A 17111-nucleotide genomic window follows, 5' to 3' on the forward strand; every position below is an offset into this window, starting at 1 on the left:
AGCAGGAGGGATTGGGCATGGCACATAAAATCGCAATGATCGGTGCGGGCAGCATCGTGTTCTGCAAGACGCTGATGAGCGATATCATGGCGACTCCGGCGCTGGCCGGTAGTGAATTCGCGTTGATGAGCCGCACGGAGCCGAAGCTGCGGGCAATGGAAGCCTTCGGGCAGCGTATGCTGCGTGACAACGGATTGCCCGGCAGCGTGTGGGCGACCCTCGATCGCGCGGAAGCGATCCGCGACGCTGACTTCGTCGTGGTGATGGTTCAGGTGGGCGGAGTCGAGGCGTTCGGGCTCGACTACAAGATTCCGTTGAAGTACGGCGTCGACCAGTGCATCGCCGATTCCCTCGGGCCCGGCGGCATCTTCCGTGGGATGCGCACGATTCCCCTGCTGGTCGACATCGCCAAGGACATGGAGCGGCTGGCGAAGCCCGGCGCGATCCTGCTGCAATATGCGAATCCCATGGCGGCCAACTGCCTGGCGCTGGGCAAGGCGTCCAAAGTCTCGTTTGTCGGCCTGTGCCACGGTGTCCAGACGACGCTCGATCTCATCTCGCGCTACTGCGACGTGCCCAAGGACGAGATCACCTACACCTGCGGCGGCATCAATCACATGGACTGGTTCCTTCGCCTGGAGCACAAGGGCGAGGATCTTTATCCCGACCTGCGGGCGGTCTTCGAGCGGCCCGAGTTCTACAAGAACGAAAAGGTGCGCGGCGAGGTGTTCCGCCACTTCGGTTACTTCATGACCGAGAGCACCGGCCATCTCAGCGAATACGTCCCGTGGTTCCGCAAGAACGCCAAGGCGATGGAGCTCTACTGCGACGAGCCGAGCTTCGGCGGAGAAAGCGGAGCCTACTACTCCTGGTGCAAGGCGATTGCGGACATCTACGCCGAGCACGATCCGCTGGAGACCGAGTCGACCAAAATCAGTCACCGCAGTGTGGAGTATTGCTCCTACATCATGGAGGCCGTGGCAACGGGCAAGCCGTTCCGCTTCATGGGCAACGTGCGGAATGACGGCTACATCACGAACCTGCCGCGCGGCTGCTGTGTCGAGGTGCCAACGTTCGCCGACGATACAGGCTTGCGGCCGACTGTGGTGGGTGATCTTCCCCCGCAGTGTGCGGCGCTCTGCATGACCAATGTGAACGTGCAGTTGCTGGCGGCCGAGGCAGCGCTCAACGCGGATCCCGAAAGGCTGGTGCAGGCGGTCGCCATGGACCCGCTCACCAGTGCCGTGTGCACACTGGGAGAGATTCGCGAGATGTGCACCGAGATGTTGGAAGCCCAGCGCGAATGGCTGCCCGGCTTCCACGGCCGCTACATCAAGCAGAAGCCCGTGATCAGCATCCCGGCCGATTGCGAGCCGGTGGATGTGCCGCTGGATCCTGCACTGGCGATCGGGAAGAGGTTCTCGACGCTGTTGGAGCGGAGTTAAGGATTTACCCGGAACGACGGCGGCTGGTAGTGCGGAGGCCGGTCCGCCTCCGGCGTCGTCACCGTATTCCCATCCCGTAACGCCAGATAGTTGGGCGACATGATCTCCACGCCCGCCTTGTTGAACGAGTCCTGAATGTTCTGGTGTAGCCTCGAGTAGATGAACTCGAACTCGTTCGGCCGGTCCGTAAATGCGTTCAACTGATAACTGATGTTGAAGTCGTTCAGCGCGGTTTGCAGGACGAAGGGGACCGGTTCCAGCAGGATCCCTTCCGTGTTCTGCGCCGCGCGGATCAACAGCTCATGCACCTGCCGCCACGGCACGTCATAGCCAATCGTCGCCGTGGTGTGCAGGATCAGGCCCCGGTTCCTGGCCATGGCGCTGAAGTTCTGGATCATGCCGCCCAGGATGGTGGAGTTCGGGATCACCACTTCCACGTTCTTGATCGTGCGCAGGCGCGTGACCAGCAGCGACTTCTCCAGTACGTCGCCGATGGTGTCGCCGAATTGGACACGGTCGCCCACCCGGTAAGGCCGCATGTACGTCAGCGTGATGCCCGCCAGCACATTGCCCACCGATGAGCCGGAACCGATCGAGATCAGCACGCCCAGGAAGATCGACACACCTTTGAAGGCCTCTGACTGCCCGCCCGGCAGATAAGGAAACGAGACCACCAGCGCGAAGACGACCACCAGGATCCGCACCAGTTGATAGGTGGGGAGGGCCATCTCCGGATGCAGTCCCGGCACGGTGATGTCGCTATGCTCGATGGCGCGGGCGACTACCATGAGCAGACGCAGCAGGTAGTAGCTGATCACGCAGACGATGACGACGAAGCCGCCCTTGGGCAGATAGTCCACCACGGAACGGCCGATGCCGCCGAACGTGGATTTCAGGTAGTCGATCAGTGTCGTCGAGATGCCGGCAGTCTGCGGGAATTGACTGAACGAGAACGAGATCAGCAGCGAGAACTGCGACAGCAGAAAGAGCACCACGAGCAGCTTCAACAGCGAGAGGGCCAGCAGCGAAGCACGCTGCCACAGGATCAGTCCGAACCCGCGCACCTGCCGGGCCTTCGTCTCCCGCTGGAACCAGTTCGCGATGTGCCGGCTCAGCCAGTCCAGGCCGCGCTTGATCAGCCAGCAGAGCAGGAAGAAGGCTGCCCAGGCGAGCAGCGTCTTGGCCGAAGCGATCAGGTAGCTCACCACGGTGTGCTGGTTGTGATACGACTCGAGCGCCGTCTGAATGGCCAGCGAGTAGCGGGCCGCCAACTCATCGCGCGGCACTCCGGCCGCCTCCGCATCCGCGTTGGTGACCAGCATGATGTAGACCGATCCGGCGGCGACGGCCGTGACATTCTGCGACGGCAGGTTCTTGATGCTGACGGCCGGCCGGGCGAACTTGTCTCCAATCTTTTCGATCCGGCTCCGGATGTCGGCAGCCCGTTCCTCAGCCGAGAACGGAGCGGCTCCGGTGTAGACCCGCAGCACTTCCGTGCCATCAATGACGACGGGTGAACCTGCCTGCTGTGCCCATAGGCAGCAGAACAGGATCACTGGTAAGGCTGGGATGCTTCGCATGGTTCTGATTCAATCCAGGGTAAACCGGGCGCAGGCCCGATGCTACGCCTAATCGGGCAGCGTGGCCGCCGGCGGCGCGGCGATGTCCGTCGGCCGCGGGCTGCGCTGCAGCAGGCCCGTACGCGCCGGCTGCGTGCGATCCTCCCGGCCCCGCATGCGGCGGAAGAGAAACTGGAGGCCCTTGCCTGCCTGGTACACAGGATTGTTGAAGGTGAAATCATTGCCCGCCGTCAGCATCACCTGGCGGCCCATCCGTTGCATGCGGCCGCCGCTCACGCGCATCGGAGCGCCGGGATCCAAGCTGCGCAGCGGCGTGCGGCAGGGGTTGATCTCGAGCACCGCCACCGCCCCGTCCGTCTCCAGGATCTCCCCCGTGTAGTTCTTCGTCGTCTGCGGCACCCACGGGCGCTCAATCAACTCGGCGGAGTCCACGCAACCTGTGAATGCCAGGTCATTCACAATCTTGGCGCGCTCGTTGTCGATATTGCGGTCCACCACGTGGATCAGGCGGTTGTTGCTGAAGGAGAACGTAACAGCGATGTCCTGCGTCGAGCTGGCCGCCAGGACAGGCCGCCGGCTCCACGCTTCCGGCTGCTCGAAGACACGCAGGTGATGGCGCTTCGAGTAGCTGTTCAGCGCCTTGGAAAATTGGAAGACAGCCGGCTTCTCGTCCAGCAGCATGCCGCTCATCGGGGCGCGCGGATAGGGCTTCGCTTCGGCTACGGCCCGGAACGACATCCAGCCGGATGACTTGGTCAGCCTGTCGGCGTGGATCCAGCCCGCCGCCGTGAAGGCGCGTTCCACCGACTCCGGCTCGCCCAGGAAGACGAGGTTGACGAAGTCACCAGGCTTGCCATTCTTCTCGCGATAGGTCCGGAAGGTCATGCTTCGAACGAGATTCAGCAGCCGCTCGCGATCCTCGGGATTCGCCGTCAGTCTTGGCATTGGCGTCGACCAGGTTGTATCGACCTCCAGCGGCTCAGTGAGGGCCAGGAACATCTCCGTGCCGGCGGGAAAGTAGATCTCGGCTTCGGGGAAGCGCAGCACCGCGGCCGTGCTGCCGGTCAGCACCATCTGCAGCAGCGGATCCCAGATGAAGATGTTCCTCGTAATGCCGGCCAGGCGGTGGCCCATCGGCGCCGTGGCGCGGATGCCGACGATCTTGCCCGATGGATCCACCGTCTCGCGCGCGTTGTCCACCGACGCGATTCGCGTCTTCAATGGCCGCGTCGTCCCATCGGGTAGGGCAATGGTGTCGAACGTGAGCTTCATCGATGCGCGCAGGTTCCTGGCGCCCCAGCCGATGCGCTTCACCTCCGTCAGCGTGCCCGAGAGCAGCGAGCCCTGCGGCAGCAGCGTGTGGCCGTCCACTCGCACCGGCGCGATCAGGTCCGCGCGGATCGTCTCACCCTGCTTGCTGGAGTACGACGACAGATTCTGCCGCAAGCGCAATTCAAGCAATGTGCCGGCGGACACTGTGGCCGCCTGGCTCGCCATTGCACACAAGGGGAATACCCAGAGAAATCGACGAAAAGGCTTCATGTTTGCGTGAAGTCAGGTTCTTTCATTCTAGCTGTTCAGGTCCGGGCGGATGATAGAATGCGGGCGGACCGGAGGCCTGGTTCCAGGCCGCATCCGGTGGGAGAACTGCATGAAACGACGCGAGTTCATGGCTACGCTGGCGGCCGCGGGATTGCTGCCCGGGGCCGTTTCGGCACCCTGGTTTTTACGAATGCGGCGGCTGGGCCAATTGAACATCAATGAGGCGGATGCGGCCACGCTCGATGTCCGGTATTGGGTCGAATACTGGTCGAAGATGCGCGTGGACGGGCTCATCGTGAGTTGCGGCGGCATCATGGCGTTCTATCCTTCCAACCTGACGTTGCACCACCGCGCGCGGTTCCTCGGGAATCGCGACCTGTTCGGTGAATACGCTTCGGCGGCGAAAAAGGCCGGCATCCGCGTCATCGCCCGGCTCGATCCCTCCTATGCTTTCGAAGAAGTCCAGGCGGCCAGGCCGGAATGGTTCGCCCGCCGCAGGGACGGGACGCCCGCTCGTCACAACGAGGCGCCTGAGCTCTATCGCACCTGCGAATTCAGCGCCTACTACGACACGCACATGACGGCCATCATTCAGGAGCTGTGCGATCGCTACGATCCCGACGCGTTCTATACCAACGCCTGGCCTTCGACGGGCCTCGGGACCATCTGCTACTGCGATACCTGTAAACGGCTCTTCGGAACCCTGCCGGAGAAGGACGATCGCAACGACCCCGTCTTCCGCAAATGGACCGAAAAGCGCCTGGAGCGTGTCCTCGAAATCTGGAAACTGTGGGATCAGACCGCCAGTGCGGGCCGCGCCGATCGCGTCTACGTCGGCAATCTCGGCGGCAGCATCCGAGCCGAGACCGACGTCCAGCGCATCGCGGCCGTGGCGCGCTGGATGAATGCCGATCACCAGGACCGCTCCGGCAACGTCCCCCTGTGGGACTGCGCCCAGCAGGGACGCATCGGCTACGCTGTGATGCGCGGCCGGCCGGTGACCAACGTGACCAGCGGCTACAACCTCAGCGACGCGGTCTGGCGTCATACGTCGAAAGCGCCCGTCGAGACCCATATGTGGCTGAAGCAGAGCGCGGCCAGCGGCATGGTGCCCTGGCTGACGTGGCTGGGTGGCAATCCTCTGGATAAGCGCTGGATGCAGACCGGGCTCGATGTCTTCCCCTGGCTGAAGCAGAACGAGCAGCACTTCTTCAATAAGCGGTCACTATCGCGCATTGGGTTGGTGTGGCCGCAGCGCACCCAGGTCTGGCATCCGAAGCTCAACGGGAATACCGAAGCGTTGCAGGGCTTCTACTTCGCCCTGCTCGAGAACCGCATCCCCTTCGACTTGATCCACGACGGGGACCTGACCCTGGAGCGCCTGCGCGAGTACAGCTGCATCGTCCTGCCGAACGCCGCCCTTCTCGCTGATGCCAGCGTGCAGGCGCTCAAAAAGTACGCCGTCGGCGGAGGCGGGCTGGTGGCGACCTTCGAGACTTCGCTCTACGACGAGAACGGCCATCGCCGCGCGGAGTTTGGACTTGCCGGCGCATTCGGAGCCTCCTTCGCCGGCCGCGTGGAAGGTCCGCTACGGAACTCCTACTTCCGGGTGGAAAAGCGTCACGATGTGCTGAATGGCTTCGAGGAGACTGGTCTCCTGCCCGGTGCCCAGAACCGTGTGGCGGTGAAGGAATCCGCAGCCGCTCCGCTAGTCCGGATCGCGCCCTTCCCCGCCTTCCCGCCGGAGATGGTCTATCCGCGCGACTCGAAGTCGTCGGGACCCGAGATGTTCGTACACGACGCGCCCGGCCGCATGGTCTACTTCCCCTCCGACATCGACCGCACCCTCTGGCGGAGCTGGAATCCCGATCTCTCCAGACTACTCGCCAACGCCGTACGCTGGGCCTCCAAGAACGCCTTGGGCACCAGGGTGGAAGGCTCCGGGCTGATCGACATCTTCTATTGGGAGACGGAAGCCGGCCTGGCGCTGCACCTGCTGAACTACACAAATCCGGCGCTGATGCACGGGCCTGTGCGCGAGGTCTATCCGCTCGGCCGGCAAAAGGTCCGCCTGGCAATGCCCAAGGGATTCCAGCCGCGTGGGGCACAGGCGCTGGCGGCACAGACAAAACTGGCCTTCCGGGTGGTGGAAGGCCAGTTGGAGTTTGAGGTTCCTTCGATCGGTGAGTACGAGGTGATCGCCATCACCGGTCGCGGCTAGCGCTTGTTCTGGTCGAAACTCACGCGGATGCCTGTCGTGAAGATGGTGTCATTGCCTTTGTTGCCGAACACCGGGTTGGAGATGTAGCGGTCACTGAAGCCGAAGTTCAGCTCCAGCCACTTCATCACGGGGACACTGGCCGTGGCGTCGAAGTTCATGCGGTACTCGCCCGTATCGCTCATGTTCGGGAACAGGGTGAGCTTCTCGAAGAGCTTCAGCTTGCTCAGGGCCTGATACCCCATCTCCTGGCCGACCACGACTTCGCCAATCTGACGGACAATGTTCGTGTTGTCGACCTTGGAGTACTTTTCACGGTTCCAGTTGCCGCCGCCAAACACATCCAGGTAGCCTTTCTTACTGGCCCAGGCGTGGTAACCGAAACCGCCGCCGACCACGACCCGCAGGTCGAGATCCTGGAACTTGTCGTAGTCATAGCCGTTGTTGCCGTAGACGAAGAGCCTCTTGCTGATATCCCGGTCGATGCGGAAGCCGCCGCTCACCTTGTTCGCCGTCTGGCCATGCGGCGGCGTGGTGCTCTGCGTCGCATAGAGTTGGGCGAAATTGAGGCTCAGCTTGTTCTTACCCGCAATGCGCGTGGCCGACGCCGCCGTGCTGACCGTCGTCGTGATCGAGTTGCCGCTGGAATTGGCGATGCCCAGCGAAACGAAGCCGGCCCAGAAGTCGTTCAGCCTGGGATGGTGGAGCCGTTCTTCCTCGCGGTCGAAGGCCTTCTGCGAGGCGTCGTCACGAAGGTTCGTGACCACCTCAGGCTTGACGGTCACCGCCGTGCCATCGGCCTTCTTGACCTGTACGCCATCTGCTGACGTCTCGACCTTGCCCTGTACCTTGCCCGTGTCCTTCAGCGTCACGTTGAGCACCTGGTCGGTCGTCAGGTTGGTGATGGAGCTGCGGTCGATCTTGACATCGCCGGCGTATTCGGTCTTGATGACGACCGTCTTGTCATCGGCGGTGACGATCTTGCCAGACACACGATCGCCATTCTTGAGCGTGATTTGGTCTCCGAAGAGTGTAGCGGCCAGGCCGCACACCAGGAAAAATGAGAGGGATGCTGCTTTCTTCATAGTTAAGTCAAAGGATTGCCCGCGTCATGGCCGGGCGCCCCACGCACTCCGGCCGATCATCAGTATTCTCCCATGACAGGCTGGAGGGATGCCCGTCGCAGGGCGGGCCGGGAAGTTCCTCAATGCTTGACTAATTGGTGCTAATTTGCGTCCGAAGCCGTGACCCGGAATTTCAATGTGAGCGGCTTGCCCGGCTCCAACGTATACCCGGTGACCGTCTCGGTCCGCCCCGGGAACGATGCCCCCACGAACCCGTAGGGACGCAGGCACCACTGATAGGGCGTACCGGTGTTCTTTGGATCCGGGGTGATCCGCAACCCCGCCCGCTTGCCTTCATACAGCGCCGAGAGTTCGGCCCAGGCGTGCGGAACCAGATCCTCGTCACTCGTCACGGCGCCGGTGTCGGCCAGGACGGCGGTTTGCTCCCGCGGGGCGAAGCGGGCGCTGAGGCCGCCGTAGCTCTTGCCCTTCTCCGCAGACCCTCTCAAGGTCACCGCCTCCCCTGTCGCCTCCAGCTTCAATTCGACCTCGAACTCGCGCTTGGCGCCCTTGGACGGATAAGCCGTCAGCTTCACCGTCTCCCTGACGATCTTGTGGTCACCGGCATACCAACCGTTCTCTACAGACAAGGTGGCGGTCTTCTTCGCCGCCGGCGGCGTGACCCACTTTTCGAAGCGGTTCTGCAGATTGGGGAACATCCAGCCGTCCAGCTTCTGGCCGCCCGTTTCCACCATCGGCCACGCCCAGAAGACGCCCCGGTGATGGTAGTGGTCCTTCGGGAAATCGTCCAGCATCGACACGCCGGCCGGAGTCAGCACGGGAAAGATGTAGCAGCAGCGGCGGCGGTTCTCCGGCGCGCCCTCCTTCAGTTGCGGACCGTAGTTGTACACCAGCGCGGTCTTGCCGTTCTCCAGCAGTTCCACCCGCCCATCCTTGTGGTCCTTCCACTCCAGCGGGCCCGCCGCCATCAGCGGTAGCGCGGCGCATAGCGCCAACAGGGCGGTCCTAGTCATGAGCAGCCTTCCTCACTTTTTCCTCATCCACCTCGACACCCAGGCCCGGCCCCGTTGGCGTCCGCAAGGCTCCGCCTTTGAGCTGGAACGGCGATTTCAGGAACGATCCGGCGAGATACTGAAGCCCGTTCAGCGCCGCAGGGTACTTCAGGCCATAGGCGGCATAGAGCGCCAGGGCTGCGGCCAGGGCGACATCGGGGTCGGTCAGCCCGCTGCCCAGGAACATCAGCTTGTTCTGTTCGAGGTACTCCACCTGGCGCCGGGCATCGAATAGCCCTGCCGTGCGCGCCGGTTTCATGGCGACACCGTCCAGCAGGCCCAGCTTGTGGAACTCTTCGAGATCCGTCACCGACACGACGCCTTCATCCAGGATGATCGGCAGCGCACCCTGGCGCTTCGCAGCCGCAAACCCGCTCAACCGGTTGGCGGCCACCGGCTGCTCCAGCACGTTCACCCCTGCATCCTTCAGTTTCGGAATGACGGTAAGCGCGGTGTCGGTATCGTAGCCGCCATTGGCATCTGCCCAAAGGAAGCAGTGTGGCGCAAACCGCCGCACCGCGCGGGCGAGTTCCACGTCGAATTTCGGATCCGGAGCCACCTTGATATTGAAGTGCTGGTAGCCGCGCTGCCGGCCCTCGGCCAGGACGGTTTCGGCCTCGGCGATCGACTTGGTGTTGACGGTCCAGCTCAGCACCACCTTGGGCAGCGGCTTCCGCCCCCAAAGTTCGGGCAGGCTCTTGCCCGCCAGCTTGCCCGCGATGTCATGTAGGGCGAGGTCGATGCCCGCCTTGGCGATGGGCATGCCGGTGGAGAACGACGGCGCAATGGCTTTGTTCATCACGGCGTGCGCCCCCGCCAGGTCAGTGGGGTTCTTTCCGATCAGGGCTGGTGCCAGGTATCCGCGCAGCGCCGTGGTCACCGATTCCAGCGTCTCGTAGCTCCAGGTGGGCAGGGGTACGCTCTGCCCCCAGCCGAACGTGCCGTCCTCGCAGGTGACCTTGACGAATGCCGTCTGCCGCTCGGGCTTGGTGAAGAACTTGAAGTACCCATTGACCGGGTACCGTACCGGGAAAACTTCGATCGACCGGATGCCGGGCGCCGATGCTGCAGCGAGGCTGGCCAGGGGCAGGGAACCAGCGAAGACGCGTCTGGTCATCATGGGCATTTCTATCATATCCAGGACTAGTAGATCTTTTTTGGATTCCCGAGAAGGGCGGGATAATGGGGCGATGCCTCGCTTCGCGCTCTGTACGCTGCTGCTGTTTGGGAGTCTGCTGAAGGCTGCACCGCCGGTGCTGGTGATCGCCTTGGATGGGTTCCGCTGGGACTACGCCGAGCGGGAGAAGGCTCCGAATCTACTGGAGTTGAAGAGGCAGGGCGCGGCCGTCGAAAGCCTCATCCCCGCTTTCCCGTCCACCACCTTTCCGAACTTCTATGCCATGGCGACGGGCCTCTATCCGGAGCACCACAACGTGGTCGGGATGATGTTCCGCGACCGGGCTCAGCAGAAGAACTTCCAGTATTGGCGGAACTCCAGTGAGGGCGCCTGGTACGGCGGCACGCCCATCTGGCTGCTGGCCGAGCAGCAGGGCGTTAAGACAGCCACCTTCTTCTGGCCTGGCACGGACGCTGGGATCCAGGGCCGGAATCCAAGCTACTTCATGAAGTATGACGGGCGGATCCCGAACGAAGCCCGCGTGAAGCAGGTGCTGGAATGGCTGCGGCTGCCGGAGGCCCAGCGGCCCGGCTTGGTCATGGCCTACTTCTCCGATGTGGACGGCAAGGGCCACGCCACCGGACCGGACTCTCCGGAGACGAAGGCCGCCATCGGGGCACTCGACAAACTCACCGGCGACCTGGTGCGGGCTGCTCGGGCCATCCATCCCGGCATAAACATCGTGGTGCTATCGGACCACGGCATGACCGCCGTGCTGGACCACTTAAACCTGACCAGCCGGGCCGATTTCAAAGGCTGCATCGCGGCCAATGAGGCCCCGATGACCATGCTCTATTGCGACGATCCGGAGCGGGTCCGCGCTGAGCTGGTGAAGAACGCGCCGGAGGTGGACGTCTATCGACGGTCAGAGGTCCCGGCCCATCTGCACTACCGTGACAATCCGCGGATCGGCGATCTTGTGATCATTCCCAGGACGCCCATCATTATCGAGATCGTGCCGCCAGGGGACACGGACTCCAAAGTGATTCCGCAGTTGAAGGGCATGCACGGCTACGATCCCGAGAAGAATCGCGACATGCGCGGCATCCTCATCGGGTTAGGCCCGGCGTTCCAGGTTGGCAAGACGGCTCCGGCCGCCCGGACAGTGGATGTCTTCCCGCTGTTGTGCGAGTTGCTGGGGCTGAAGCCGCCCTCCCCTTTGGATGGCGACCTCAGCCGGGTGCAGCCTCTGTTCCGTTAGGCGGCGCGCCCGCCCCTACGCCAGCGGGTAGTCCAGCGTCTCAGCCAGCCACTCACGGTTCTCTTTGACGGCACTCACCAGCTTCTTCAGTAGTTCAGAGCGCTTCTCGAACAGCCGGTAGCCGTCGCGCGGCCGCAGGTACCCTTTCGCCTTGGGATGCTTCTCGAACAGCGTCTCCTCTCCGAGTTCATCCCTCAACCGCTCGTAGCGTGCCCGGTTGTCCAGCAGCGCCTTGACCAGGAACGGCAGCAGCATGGAGTAGTCGGCCTGCATGCTCTCGGTCGTCTGCTGGTAGACGTTGCGGTCGACCTTGCCCCACGTCACCGCTTCGGCCGGGAAGCAGGACGACAGCGACCCGTCCGTCACCGGCGAGCTGACAATCTGGACGTCGAAGTGATACCCGCGGACATCGGGCAGGCCCAGCACCTGGCCCAAGGCCGGTTCGGGTTGGAGATTGAAGTTCTTGGGGACCCCGCCGCCCAGTACGAAAGTCGCCAGCGCCTTCGTGTCGCTCTCAAACAGGCCCCAGTAGTGGTAGGCGCAGCTCTCGAACACTTCAGCGTGGATATCCAGCTCGAAATCGTAGTTGTCGAGCAGGCCCGCCTGCTTCATGGCCCACAGCTTCATTGAGTTGAGGAAGACACTGCCGTCGCCGGGGGCGCCCACGAAAAACGGGATCGCCATCTTGTGGCAGACGGCCAGCATGCCCGGTTCGACGCCATTCCGCTGTTCCAGGCTGGCAAAGCGCCGGCCCAGCAGGTAGCGCAGCTCCGTGCCGGTCATCTTCTTCTGGAACTCGGGCTCGCGCAGCAGGGCGGTCAGATAGCGGTCCTGGTCCAGCAGCACGTCCTCGTCGAAGGCCATGTCGGTGACGCGGATCGTATGCTCGTCGCGCAGGGCGCCGTCGTCTCCAAAGATTGGCACCTCATGCACGGGATCGCGGCGGCCGTCCAGGCTGCGGTGGCCGTCGTGATAACACATCGCGTCCGTGCCGCTCAGATAGGCAATCCAGCCGGTCTCGAGCAGCGGGATCAGCCAGGTCTGGTGCTGGCCGGAGACGGTGATGGGGCCCGCAATCGCCATGGTGAGCGGGCAGCCCATGCCGATGGCGGTATCCAGGATGGAGTAAATTCGGCGGAAGTAGGCGCCGCCGAAGGCGGGCAGGCAATGCTGGATCAACTCATGCAGGCTCTGGACTTCGTCCACGCGCTTGGTGCGCACGACACGCCGGTTCTGCTGACAGGGGGACTCGGTGGAATGGGACATTTCGATGGGTACAATTTGACGCTAACACGCCGGGCAGGCCCCGGCGCAATGCGAAACTGGTGCTCTTTCCGGGGATTGGAGTGAAGGGGGCGGCCCTGTCGGAAGCCGCCCCCGCCATGGACTGTGATCAGTCCGGGCTCGATACTTTCATGAGGATCAGGCCCGCCACGATCAGCAGGGCCGCCGCGGCGCGCAGCGCGCTCAACTGTTCGCCCAGCAGGACGATGCCGGCCACGAATGCGCCGGCTGTGCCGATTCCGGCCCAAACCGCGTAAGCCGTGCTCAGCGGCAGGGTCTTCATGGAAACCGCCAGCAGCCCGAAGCTGGCCAGCATGGTGACGAAGGTGGCGATGGTGGGAGTGAGTCTGGTGAAGCCCTGGGACTGCTTCATGAATGAGGCCCAGGCGATCTCGAGCAGACCAGCGAGGAAGAGTGTAATCCAGGCCATGGCGGCCCTCCTTTTCAAGGGCCGGGCCGTCCCGGACATGATCTCCCCCACTCGTGGGGGCGGAGGACGTTGCCTCGCTACTCCTATCTTGACCGCTCCCCCGGCTGCCCGGCAAGTCCCGGGCTGGAACGGCGCGCCAAAAACAAAACCCGGCCCCCTTGCGGGGGCCGGGCTTGTTGTTTTGAGGGAGAGACGGACCAGCTTATTTCGGGCAGCCGAGCCGCTTCAATTCCTTCGGAGTCACCGTCTTGGCGCCCTTGAAGGAGCTGGGCAGCTTGGTTCCCTTGGGCACCAGCCAGACTTCCACTCGGCGATTCTGATCGGCGGTGGAGGCCATCGAACCCGGACGCTCTTTCGAGGCCGAGCGGGCGGAAGTGCCGCACAGGGCGGGCTGCATATCGGCGACCTGCTCGGTGCCGACCCAATCGACCTTCACCCGGCTGGGATCCACATTGGCGCAGGTGCCGGTGCCGCCGGTGAGGACGGCGAGGGCGTTCAGCGCGCGCTGCTGATCGAGCTTGGAAGGTACCTTGGTCTTGGAGGCTTCGTCGTTGTCGATGTGGCCGACGAGGACGATTTCGTAGTCCGGATCTGCCGCCTTCGGAGCGAGCTCTTCCAGCAGGACGCGCTTGCCGCAGTTGTTCACGCGGCTGCCGCCCTTGGAGAAGATCACGTCGGAGAAGCGGATGGACTGAGGCGTGTAGTCCACCTTCAGCGTGCCCGTCGAAGTGGCGGACATGCCGCGATCGTCGGTCACCTTGCCGGTGATGGTGACGGTCTTGGACTGGAACTTGCCACCCTGGTCGAAACGGACCGACTTCGAGTCAAACGAGGTGGTCGCCGACGTCGGATTCGCGACGGTGCCTTCCGTGACGGTCCACTGGAAGCTCACGGTCGAGCAGGCGGAGCCTGTGGCGGTAGCGGCCAGTGCGGCGGACTGCCCATACTCGATGGCGGCCGGATTGACCGAGATGCTGCTGATGGTCGGAGCCGTGTACTCCTGAACGTTCAACGAAAGAGTGTTGGCCTTGGAGGTTCTGGCGGCGAGACCCTCGGAATTCGGGGCATCGGCCTGGAGTTCCACCATGTAGCTGCCCGGCTTGTCCGGGGTGAAGGTCAGCTCGGCGCTGTTGCTGCCGGCGGGCTGCCCGTTGACGGTCCACTTGTAGGTGATGGCGCGACCCGCGGGATCGCTCACATTCGAGCGGACCGTGATGGCTCGGCCCTGGCACAAGGTGCCGGAACCGGCGGAGAGCGTACCTGCATTCAGAGCTGCCAGGGGCTGCGGCGGGGCCGGCGGGGCCGGCGGCGGGGGCGGCGCAGACTTCTTGCCAATGTAATACGTGATGCCGGCGGTGGTCTGCACGCCATTCAGCATGCTGCCACGAGGAATGTAGACGCCGGTGGGGGAGGAGTCGGGCAGCTTGAAGGTCGGGTTCTTGGTGTACAAACCACGAACGTCAAACCGCAGACCAATCCGGTCTGTCAGGTGGAACTTCAGTCCGCCGCCATAGTTCATGGCCGGCTGAATGTTGTTGCCGGTGTTCTGTGCGCCGAAGGCCTGGTTCGATACGAAGTTGCCCTGCGCCTTGCCGGTATCGGTGGGCGTGATGTTCAGGGCGGAGAGTCCGACTGTCAGGAACGGACGGAACCTGGAGCCGCGGGGCGTCCAATAAACAACAGGGTTCAAAGAGTACTGATAGATGCGGTTACCGAAGCCATAATTGGGCAAGCCCGGCTGATTCGGCTTCAAAAACGTGAAGTTGTTCGTGCTGTATGTGAAAGCCTGCTCCAGGCCCACATACCGCCAAAAGTTCTCGGTTACTCTGGCGCCAGCTGCGCCTCCGTTGACCAGCTTTGTTCCAAGGCCCTTGTCGACCTGCTGGAAAAAGCTGCCTCCAAGGAACCCATTGAGTTCCACAAAATCAGGGCGCTCATCGCCCTCAGCGGCCGCTTTCTTCTTGTCCGCCGTGGCCTGCTGGGCGCCGGCCGACGTACAAAGTGCCATCGCCAAACCGGCCGCGACCAGAGCCCGCGACCATGATCGATTGCTGGGACTGAGTGTCGTAAGTTTCATATTCAGGGCTTCACCTGCCTTTAATTATTATGCTACCGATCGACTGAAAGGTCTAGATAAAACATTCCCAGATCGGGAGTTAGCCCCAACAGCCGGTCCTTTTGACCCCATGCGAAAGTGAGCTTTTGGATGCTCGCTTCCACGATTTCCGCCTGCGCCAAAGACTGCCAAAGCCGGCCTCCGTTCACCGATCGGAAGACCCGGCCAAACTGTGATGCATAGACCTCATCGGCGTGATCCGGCCTCACCGCCAGCGAACTTACCGTCCCTGGCTGCAGCCCGTTCTCGCGCCGCTGCCAGGTCTTGCCGCCATCCTCGGAAACGTATAACCCCTGGGCCGTAGCCACCAGCGCGGCTCCTCTGGGGCCGCCGGCCAGGGCTATGTCGTAGATGAGGCTCACGGGGAAAAGGATGTTCATAACTTTCCATGAACTACCTGAATCTTCAGACAGATACATGGCAAACGTGGTCCGCGCGGCAATGCGCCTCGGTGCGGCCGGCGACGTGTAGAGGGCCTGGACGTTGTGCGTGATGTTGACGGTGGTGAGGCGCACCGGTTGCCAGGTCTGCCCGGCGTCGGCGCTGCGCAGCAGGCCGCGGTCCGTGCCCGCGTAGACCAGCGCCTTTTCGGGTTTGTCTCCCGGGACGCAGGCCAGTGCGAACAACCGGGCCTCGTCGGACCCCAGCCGCAATTCCGTCCACGTCTTGCCGCCGTCTCGCGACCGCAGAGCCCGGCTCTCGTTGCCGGCGAACAACAGCTTTTCCTCTCCGGGGCAGCCCGCCAACCGCGTAATGTGGTTATCCCGCAGTACCGTAGAATTGGCCGAAAGATTCCAGGATTCCCCGCCATTCCTGCTGGAGAATATCCCGCCGCCGTCGCCATCCTGGATGACATTGGTATAGAGCGACCCATCCGCCGCGGCCACGCTGATGAGCCGGCGGCTGACAAACCCGTGGTTGATCGATTTGACGGTCTGTCCGCCATCCTCGCTCAGCCACAGGCCCGTCCCCTCGGCGGCGATGTAGAGGCGGTCCGGATCGCGCGGATCGAACGTCATGGCCAGGATGTGCAATTGATTCAATTGCTTGAAACTGGTTCCGCCGTTCACTGACTTCAGCAGTCCCAGCGTCGTGCCGGCATAGATGACCCGGCTGTCGCCCGGACGAATGCGGATCACGTGGGTGCGGCGGTGGCTCGAGGGGATGCCCGGGAACTTGGTCCAGTCGGTCCCGGCGGCTTCACTGCGATAGATGCCGCTGCAGGCGCTGGCCAGAATCTGCTTCGGGTCCGCTGGATCTATCACAATCGAAAAGACATCGGAGTCGTCGATCATGCCCTCGTGGATCGAATTCCAGCTCTTGCCGCCGTCGGTCGACTTCCAGGGCAGGTGAGTCGTCCCGGCGTAAATAATGTCGCCGTCGACCGGATCGATCGCGACGGCGGTGACACCGCGCATTTCGTGGTTGTAGGGCGCCGAGAGCCGCTTCCAGGTCCGGCCCGAATCCGTACTTCCCCAGACGCCATCGCGGGTGCCGGCGACTACCCGCCTTGGATCCTTGGCCCAGATAGCCATGGACTGCACGGAATTGCCTTCCAAGCCCCGGCCCATCTTCCAGGTGGAGCCCGCGTCCTCGCTATACCAGACTCCGGCGTACGGAGACTGCTCTACATACAGCCCGGCAATGTAGAGTTTCGGGTCGGCCGGGCTGATCGCCAAGGTGGTGACCGTGCCCAGGAAATGGCGTGGGAAGCCGAGGCGCGACCAGTGGGCGCCGCCGTCTTTGGATCGAAAAATCAGTGAGTTGCGCGCTCCGGCGAGCAGAGTGCCGGGCGCATTGGAATCCACCGTAATGGCTGTGGCGCTGCCGCCCCAAGGACCGGTTGGCTGCCATCCCGGCAACGACTGGGCCGCGGGCGGAACCGGGTCCACCAGGGGCGCACTTTGGGCTTCCAGCGGAGCCAACGCCGCCAGGATTAAACCGAACAGAATGATCATTGAGCCTGTAAGTTCAGGGTAAC

12 protein-coding genes are annotated in these 17111 nt (G+C 63.1%); 3 read left to right on the forward strand and 9 right to left on the reverse strand.

What is annotated here, in order from left to right:
- The first annotated feature begins 17 nt into the window (after nt 1-17).
- A complete protein-coding gene (melA, locus tag IRI77_RS35480) occupies nt 18-1445 on the forward strand; it encodes an alpha-galactosidase (RefSeq protein WP_194449644.1) in 1428 nt (475 codons plus the stop codon).
- On the opposite strand, the gene IRI77_RS35485 is transcribed toward melA, so the two are convergent.
- Both IRI77_RS35485 and IRI77_RS35490 read right to left on the reverse strand, forming a co-directional pair.
- Nucleotides 1442-3025: a mechanosensitive ion channel family protein gene (locus tag IRI77_RS35485; protein WP_194449645.1), complete on the reverse strand. Its 1584-nt coding sequence runs from the start codon at nt 3023-3025 to the stop codon at nt 1442-1444. The genes melA and IRI77_RS35485 overlap by 4 nt on opposite strands.
- Nucleotides 3026-3073: 48 nt before the next feature.
- Nucleotides 3074-4471 carry an LssY C-terminal domain-containing protein gene (locus IRI77_RS35490; RefSeq protein ID WP_194449646.1) on the reverse strand — a complete coding sequence of 466 codons (1398 nt, stop codon included), beginning with the start codon at nt 4469-4471 and terminating at the stop codon, nt 3074-3076.
- Between the two features lie 205 nt (nt 4472-4676).
- Between IRI77_RS35490 and IRI77_RS35495 the strand changes: the two genes are divergently transcribed.
- Nucleotides 4677-6788: an alpha-amylase family protein gene (locus IRI77_RS35495; protein ID WP_194449647.1), complete on the forward strand. Its 2112-nt coding sequence runs from the start codon at nt 4677-4679 to the stop codon at nt 6786-6788.
- On the opposite strand, the gene IRI77_RS35500 is transcribed toward IRI77_RS35495, so the two are convergent.
- From IRI77_RS35500 to IRI77_RS35510, 3 genes are all read right to left on the reverse strand, one after another.
- Nucleotides 6785-7870 carry a DUF481 domain-containing protein gene (locus tag IRI77_RS35500; RefSeq protein ID WP_194449648.1) on the reverse strand — a complete coding sequence of 362 codons (1086 nt, stop codon included), beginning with the start codon at nt 7868-7870 and terminating at the stop codon, nt 6785-6787. The genes IRI77_RS35495 and IRI77_RS35500 overlap by 4 nt on opposite strands.
- A gap of 140 nt (nt 7871-8010) precedes the next feature.
- Complete coding sequence (locus IRI77_RS35505) at nt 8011-8883, reverse strand: DUF6807 family protein (RefSeq protein ID WP_194449649.1); 873 nt, start codon at nt 8881-8883, stop codon at nt 8011-8013.
- A complete protein-coding gene (locus IRI77_RS35510; protein WP_194449650.1) occupies nt 8876-10042 on the reverse strand; it encodes a mandelate racemase/muconate lactonizing enzyme family protein in 1167 nt (388 codons plus the stop codon). The genes IRI77_RS35505 and IRI77_RS35510 overlap by 8 nt, the downstream gene beginning before the upstream one ends.
- 70 nt (nt 10043-10112) lie before the next feature.
- Between IRI77_RS35510 and IRI77_RS35515 the strand changes: the two genes are divergently transcribed.
- Complete coding sequence (locus IRI77_RS35515; RefSeq protein ID WP_194449651.1) at nt 10113-11300, forward strand: alkaline phosphatase family protein; 1188 nt, start codon at nt 10113-10115, stop codon at nt 11298-11300.
- 15 nt (nt 11301-11315) lie between these two features.
- Here the strand turns inward: IRI77_RS35515 and IRI77_RS35520 are convergent, their stop codons facing one another.
- From IRI77_RS35520 to IRI77_RS35535, 4 genes are all read right to left on the reverse strand, one after another.
- Complete coding sequence (locus IRI77_RS35520) at nt 11316-12521, reverse strand: deoxyhypusine synthase family protein (RefSeq protein ID WP_194449652.1); 1206 nt, start codon at nt 12519-12521, stop codon at nt 11316-11318.
- Nucleotides 12522-12693: 172 nt separating this feature from the next.
- Nucleotides 12694-13014, reverse strand: coding sequence for a DMT family transporter (locus tag IRI77_RS35525; protein ID WP_194449653.1), 321 nt, complete (start codon nt 13012-13014; stop codon nt 12694-12696).
- Nucleotides 13015-13216: 202 nt separating this feature from the next.
- The gene (locus IRI77_RS35530; RefSeq protein WP_194449654.1) at nt 13217-15091 is read right to left on the reverse strand and encodes an outer membrane beta-barrel protein; all 1875 of its coding nucleotides are present in this window, start codon (nt 15089-15091) and stop codon (nt 13217-13219) included.
- Between the two features lie 32 nt (nt 15092-15123).
- Nucleotides 15124-17088, reverse strand: a complete 1965-nt coding sequence (locus IRI77_RS35535) for a WD40/YVTN/BNR-like repeat-containing protein (protein ID WP_194449655.1) — start codon at nt 17086-17088, stop codon at nt 15124-15126.
- Nucleotides 17089-17111 lie beyond the last annotated feature (23 nt).

This window comes from Paludibaculum fermentans, from assembly GCF_015277775.1.
Lineage (GTDB): Bacteria > Acidobacteriota > Terriglobia > Bryobacterales > Bryobacteraceae > Paludibaculum > Paludibaculum fermentans.